The sequence below is a fragment of the Methylobacterium sp. J-026 genome (assembly GCF_022829585.1).
Classification (GTDB): Bacteria; Pseudomonadota; Alphaproteobacteria; order Rhizobiales; family Beijerinckiaceae; genus Methylobacterium.
In genome coordinates, this window is sequence record NZ_JAKSYC010000276.1 from 1 (window position 1) to 459 (window position 459).

General features: G+C 70.4%; 1 pseudogene. It reads right to left on the reverse strand.

The features are described from left to right. Window positions 1–144: 144 nt before the first annotated feature. Window positions 145–459 (reverse strand): annotated as a pseudogene (locus MKK69_RS23600) (hypothetical protein); the annotation flags it as partial.

Below are 459 nucleotides of genomic sequence, written 5' to 3' on the forward strand. Positions count from 1 at the left end.
CACGGTGGGCGTACAACACAGGTGCCGCGACCAATCGCGCGACCGCACGGAGTAGCTGTACCGGCGGCGGTGGGGGCAGTGGCGCCCCCCTGGGAACCCCATCGTGACAGTCTCCCCGTAGCCATACCCATGGCGGCCGTAGGATTACCCGCAGCCGCCGCCGAGGCTGTATCCGACAGCTGAACCGGTCACGAGGCACCACACCAGACCGTATCCGCCGTAGCCATAACCGCGGCCCAGGCCCGTGCCTCGCCAGTAACCGCCGTATCCCCCGCGGAAGCCACCGTAGCCGCCGCGGAAGCCAGCGCCGCGGAAACCACCACCATAGCCGCCGCCGCGGAAGCCACCGCCACCAAACCCCCCACCGTGGAAGCCACCACCGCCGAAGCCGCGGGCATCAGCGCCGGTCGGCACGAAGGCGATGGCGGCCAGCAGCGCCGTTGAAGCGAGAGCAAGACG